Source organism: Haladaptatus sp. HS23, from assembly GCF_056892285.1.
The window spans coordinates 1-483 of sequence record NZ_JBXGLH010000061.1; the positions used below are offsets into that span (position 1 = coordinate 1).

A 483-nucleotide genomic window follows, 5' to 3' on the forward strand; every position below is an offset into this window, starting at 1 on the left:
CGGGCTCTTGCTCTCACAACCCGTACCGATTATCGGCACGGTGGGCCGTTACCCCACCGTCTACCTAATCGGCCGCAATCACATCCTATGGCACCGGAGCCTTTCCAGCTCCATGCATTCCAGCAAAGGAGCCTTATTTCGAATTAGCCTCAGTTTCCCGAGGTTGTTCGAATCCATAGGGTAGTTTGATCACGTGTTACTGAGCTTTCCGCCACGAGTCTAAACTCGTGCAACTAGCATGGCTAAATCGAACTCCAATAGCAATGACCTCTGGCAGGATCAACCAGAATGTCGCTGAACACAAGGTTCAGCGTATAGGCGGAGACACTCTCAAAGAGAGTGTATCACATATCACACGTTCGGGACACCACATCGAATAACCGACAAGGTGTCACCGAACTACCAAGGCTAACATCAGATTCCATCGTATACGGCTGACCGCAGGGGTGGAATCCTCATTTCCTTCGGACTTGAGTGGAGGCA

The 483-nt window shown here is 51.3% G+C and carries 1 rRNA gene; it reads right to left on the reverse strand.

Going from position 1 to position 483, the window contains the following annotated elements:
- Positions 1 to 290 (reverse strand): 16S ribosomal RNA (locus AC1XDK_RS30810); the annotation flags it as partial.
- Between the last annotated feature and the right edge of the window lie 193 nt (positions 291 to 483).